At 63.1% G+C, this 4527-nt stretch carries 5 protein-coding genes; 4 read left to right on the top strand and 1 reads right to left on the bottom strand.

What is annotated here, in order from left to right; genetic code table 11:
* Window positions 1–311: 311 nt before the first annotated feature.
* Both RT460_RS16775 and RT460_RS16770 read left to right on the top strand, forming a co-directional pair.
* On the top strand, window positions 312–875 hold the full coding sequence (locus RT460_RS16775) for a DUF1453 domain-containing protein (protein ID WP_313320519.1): 564 nt from the start codon (window positions 312–314) through the stop codon (window positions 873–875).
* Window positions 876–935: 60 nt separating this feature from the next.
* Entirely contained in the window at window positions 936–1697 is a 762-nt protein-coding gene (locus RT460_RS16770) for a YiiX/YebB-like N1pC/P60 family cysteine hydrolase (protein WP_313320517.1), read from the top strand.
* 286 nt (window positions 1698–1983) lie between these two features.
* Here RT460_RS16770 and RT460_RS16765 read toward each other — a convergent pair whose 3' ends face one another.
* On the bottom strand, window positions 1984–2622 hold the full coding sequence (locus RT460_RS16765; protein ID WP_313320515.1) for an OmpW family outer membrane protein: 639 nt from the start codon (window positions 2620–2622) through the stop codon (window positions 1984–1986).
* A 194-nt stretch (window positions 2623–2816) separates the two neighbouring features.
* Between RT460_RS16765 and RT460_RS16760 the strand changes: the two genes are divergently transcribed.
* Both RT460_RS16760 and RT460_RS16755 read left to right on the top strand, forming a co-directional pair.
* Complete coding sequence (locus RT460_RS16760) at window positions 2817–3374, top strand: DNA-deoxyinosine glycosylase (protein ID WP_313320564.1); 558 nt, start codon at window positions 2817–2819, stop codon at window positions 3372–3374.
* A gap of 188 nt (window positions 3375–3562) precedes the next feature.
* A partial coding sequence (locus RT460_RS16755; RefSeq protein WP_313320513.1) for a biotin/lipoyl-containing protein occupies window positions 3563–4527 on the top strand: 965 nt, incomplete at its 3' end.

Genomic DNA, 4527 nt, shown 5'->3' with positions numbered 1-4527 from the left:
GGGCTTTCCAAGCAGCCCCACGGTAGTGCCGAGCCATGCTCGGCAGGGGCTTTCCCAATAGTCCCCTGCAGGAGCGGCGTGAACCGCGCAGCAGATGCCGGCACAGAGTCTGCAGCATCGCAATCCGATGATGCCCGTGCTTCGCGGCTGACGCCGCTCCTGCAGGTTTGCAATTCTTGTAAGGCCCTTGCCGAGCATGGCTCGGCAATACGGGGCGGGATTTGTTGTACGGCGCCAGTCGAGCAGGGCTCGACACTACGTTGCTGGCTCCTGGCGTAATCTGTGGTTTCCATACCCAGGGACAAGGCCCCATGCCGCTGCTGCTTGCTCTGCCACTGGCGATACTGGTGTTTGTCGCGCTGATGTTGCTCTTGATGCCGCTGTCATTGTGGCAACGGGTTCGCAGCGGTAGTGCTCGCCGTCAGGCACGGCCTTGGCTGATCACCTTCAATTTCTGGGCGACGCTGGTGTCGACGGCATTGTTTGCGTTGTTCGCTACCGTCGCCAGCTATTGGTGGCCTGGTGCCTGGCTGTACGCCAGCCTGGGCTGGCTGGCAGGCCTGTTGGTTGGCGCACTCGGACATGTACTGACCCGCTTTGAACCGGGTCCACAAGCCCTGCACTACAAACCCAATGTCTGGCTGGTGCTGGCACTGACTGCGATGATCGTGGTGCGACTGGTTGTCGGTGTGGTTCAGGGCTGGCAGGCGTCGGTGAACAACGTGCCGTGGCCGACATCGGGGTGGCTCAGCCATGCGGGATTGCTGGCAATGGCGGCGCTGCTGTTGGGGTACGCCGGTATGTATGGCTGGCTGTTGCGGCGCCGTATCGCGCACCACCAGCGCTACCGTGGGTACGACCGCAGTCCGCGCTGAGGTTGTGGCGCCCAGGCGCTGTCGCCGCTAGGCTGCTGGCAACGCCGAAGGAGACCGTCGATGGGCCTGCTGCAACTGTTGGGGCGCCGCCTGGCGCATTTTCTTGCACAGCCGCGCCGCCACCAGACCCGGCCTTCCACCAGTGATCCCGGTTTGCTGTTGCGCACGCTACGCCGCGGCGACGTGTTGCTGGTGGAAGGCAGCAGCCGTTTCTCCACCGCCATCAAGTACCTGACCCAATCCACCTGGTCGCACGCGGCCTTGTATATCGGCGAGGAGCCCTTGCTGGAGGGCGGCAAACCGCAACCGATGCTGATCGACGTGGATGTCGAGGTGGGTGTTAGACGAGTCCCCTTGTCAGAGTTTGCCCGCCAGCACACCCGCATCTGTCGACCGCAGGGGTTGTCGCCCCCGGTGGTGGAGCAGTTGGTGGGCTTCATGCGGGCCCGTATCGGCCACAGCTATGACTTGAAGAACGTGTTCGATCTGGCGCGCTACCTGATCCGCCAGCCGCCGGTACCGGCACATCTGCGTCGACGTTTGATTGCGCTGGGTAGTGGCGAGCCCACCAAGGCGATCTGTTCAACCCTGCTGGCGCAGGCCTTCGAGTCGATCCGTTACCCGATCCTGCCGGAGATTGAAACGGTGCTGGCGCAGGTAGGCGGGGTGGAGCAGTCACGGGAAATCCTGCATATCCGCAATTACAGCCTGTATACACCGCGGGACTTCGACGTCTCGCCGTTCTTCGAGGTGATCAAGCCGAGGTTGCAGCAGAACTTCGATTACCTGGCGCTGCAATGGAGTGATGACGGTAGTCCGTAGGGGAGGTGAGTGATTTCTGCTCTGCTCAACCCCTCTCCCCAACCCCTCTCCCGCAAGGGGAGAGGGGCTAAAGCTGCAGTTGCAGTTGCAGTTGCAGTTGCGGCTGCTGCTTGCGCTTGGTGTGCTTAAAGCCCCTCTCCCCTCGAACGGCCTTGCGTCAGTGCAAGGACCGGGGCGCGGAGCGGGGGTTGGGGAGGGGGAGAGGGGGCTCTACCAGCGCGCAAATAAACACGGGCCGCATGCGGCCCGTGTTTTCGTTACAACCTTGTCTCTGGATCAGCGTCGCTTAGAAGCGGGCGCCGATACCAAAACCAACGGTCCACGGATCCAGCTTCAGCTCGCCAGCGTTCTGGCCAGCAACGCGCAGGTCAGGGCGGGCGTGCATGTAGCGTGCATCGGCACGTGCAAACCAGGTGGAGTTGATGTTCATGTCAACGCCCACGGTGCCGATGGCGCCCTTGGCGGTTTCAATGCCGACGTGGTTGCCGCTGTCGCTCAGACCATCGATCTTCTCGTTGCTGAAGTTCGACTCGTAGTAGCCCAGGCCAACGAACGGGCGGAAGGTATTGTCTGCCTGGCCGAAGTGGTACTGCGCGCTCAGTGCGATCGGCTGCTGTTCGACCGTGCCGGCCTTGGCGCCGCCCTCGGCGCGCACGCGGTGGTTGAACTTGTCAGCAGCGCCCCACAGTTCAACGGCGAAGTTGTCGTTGATGTAGTAGCTGGCGCTCAGGGTCGGTGCCGGGCCGCCGTCGAACTTGTCAACGCCGTTGATCGGATCGCTCTTGGGCTGCAGCAGGCTGATGCCACCAACCACTGCGAAGTGCTTGCCCGACGCGGTGTCGCCGTTGCCATCCTGCGCGAAGGCAGTGGAGGACAGCGCCAGGGCGCCAAGGGTGGCAAGGCTCAGAATCTTGATGGAACGCATAACAAACTCCTCGTCTCTCTATCGGGACTATGTTTATCGAGGCCCTCGAATGGGGCGTGCAAACCCTAGCGATCGCAACATGAATCGCTCTGTACGCAGCGGTTTTTCGCATCGTGTACGTTCAGCAAAAACCGGAAGAATCCCATTGCCCCTGCAATCAACGAAAAATTTTCATTCACGGTGTTGTGATGCGCGTGATGACTGAAACACTGCTCACAGGCCTTGCTGCGCAGGTGAATGCGCAATCGCGCGTGCTCGTATTGGGCTCGATGCCTGGTGTTGTTTCACTGCAGAACGCGCAGTACTACGCGCACCCGCGCAATCGCTTCTGGCCATTGATGGCGACGCTGTGCGATGTCGACCTCACGGGCGGCTACGCGCAACGCCTGCAGCAACTCCAGCACGCAGGCGTGGGCCTTTGGGATGTCATCGGCCAGTGCCGTCGCGCCGGCAGCCTGGATGCGGCGATCGTGCGCGGCAGCGAGGTGGTCAACCCGTTGCCGCAATTGTTGGCGGCCTATCCGGGGATACAGGTGATTGCCTGCAACGGCGCAGCAGCGCACACAGCGTTCCAGCGATGGGTGCAGCCGGCTTTGCCGCCTTTGGCGGCTGCGCTGCCTGTATTGGCGCTGCCCTCGACCAGCCCGGCCAACGCGGCCTGGCCGCTGCCGCGCCTGCTGCTGCACTGGAGCCAGCTGCAGCAATGGTTGCAGCCGCCCAAACCGGGCGCAAGCCAGCAACCACGGGCATGACCGGGGCGGGACAGGGCGGACAGTTTTGCGGTCACCGCGGGCGTCCTGGACCGGACAAAAGGCTCCGGGGCAGGGCATGGCGCCCGGCTGTCCGGGGACATACGTATGCGAATTCAGATGCAACGGTTGGCGCTGCGGCCCGCTAACGCCACAATAGAGAATTCCCTCACTGTTGCTGGAGTAGTTTCATGGCCGAAATCAAGGAAGCACTTGTCCCCGATATCGGTGACTACAGCGACATTCCGGTGATCGAAGTGCTGGTTGCCGTTGGTGATACGGTCAAGAAGGACCAGGGTCTGGTCACGCTGGAGTCGGACAAGGCCACCATGGAAGTGCCTTCCTCGGTGTCCGGCGTAGTCAAGGAAATCAAGGTCAAGGTCGGCGACAACCTCTCCGAAGGCAAAGTCGTGGCCCTGATCGAAGTATCCGAGGAAGCCGCCAAGCCGGCGCCGGCTGCTGCTGCCGCCGCACCGGCTGCACCGGCCAAGGTTGAGCCCACCGCCGAGACCGGCGCCAAGGTCGAGCCGGTGGCTGTTGCCCCGGTGGCCGACAAGCTGACCCAGCGCGAGATCGCGCAGGAAGACGTGATCAGCGTCGCCAAGCCGGCCTCGCCGCCGGTGCAGTTCAATGCCGAAGGCGTGCTGCCGGCCAATGTGCCCTATGCCAGCCCGGCCGTGCGCGTGTTCGCCCGCGAGCTGGGCGTGGACCTGCAGCAGGTCAAGGGGTCGGAGAAGGGCGGTCGCATCACCAAGACCGACGTGCAGAAGTTCGTCAAGGGCGCGCTGTCCGGTGGCGTTGCTGCCAGCGCCGGTGCCCCGGCCGCTGCCGGTGGTGGCCTGAACCTGCTGCCGTGGCCAAAGGTGGACTTCAGCAAGTTTGGTGAGGTCGAGGTGCAGCCGCTCTCGCGCATCAAGAAGATCTCCGGCGCCAACCTAGCCCGCAACTGGGCGATGATCCCGCACGTCACCCAGTTCGAGCAGGCTGACATCACCGACCTGGAAGGCCTGCGGGTTGCCCTGAACAAGGAAAACGAGAAGGCCGGCATCAAGCTGACCATGCTCGCCTTCCTGATCAAGGCCAGTGCCGCGGCGCTCAAGCAGTTCCCCGAGTTCAACGCCTCGCTCGATGCCAGCGGCGAGAACCTCACCCTGAA

This window comes from Stenotrophomonas sp. (assembly GCF_032061965.1).
Classification (GTDB): Bacteria; Pseudomonadota; Gammaproteobacteria; order Xanthomonadales; family Xanthomonadaceae; genus Stenotrophomonas.
This window is presented reverse-complemented; position numbering and strand designations above follow the sequence as displayed.

What these genes read in the sequence shown, in the direction of transcription:
- RT460_RS16775 (WP_313320519.1), top strand. Translation starts at nt 312, where the DNA reads ATGCCGCTGCTGCTTGCTCTGCCACTGGCGATACTGGTGTTTGTCGCG.
- RT460_RS16770 (WP_313320517.1), top strand. Translation starts at nt 936, where the DNA reads ATGGGCCTGCTGCAACTGTTGGGGCGCCGCCTGGCGCATTTTCTTGCA.
- RT460_RS16765 (WP_313320515.1), bottom strand. Translation starts at nt 2,622, where the DNA reads ATGCGTTCCATCAAGATTCTGAGCCTTGCCACCCTTGGCGCCCTGGCG.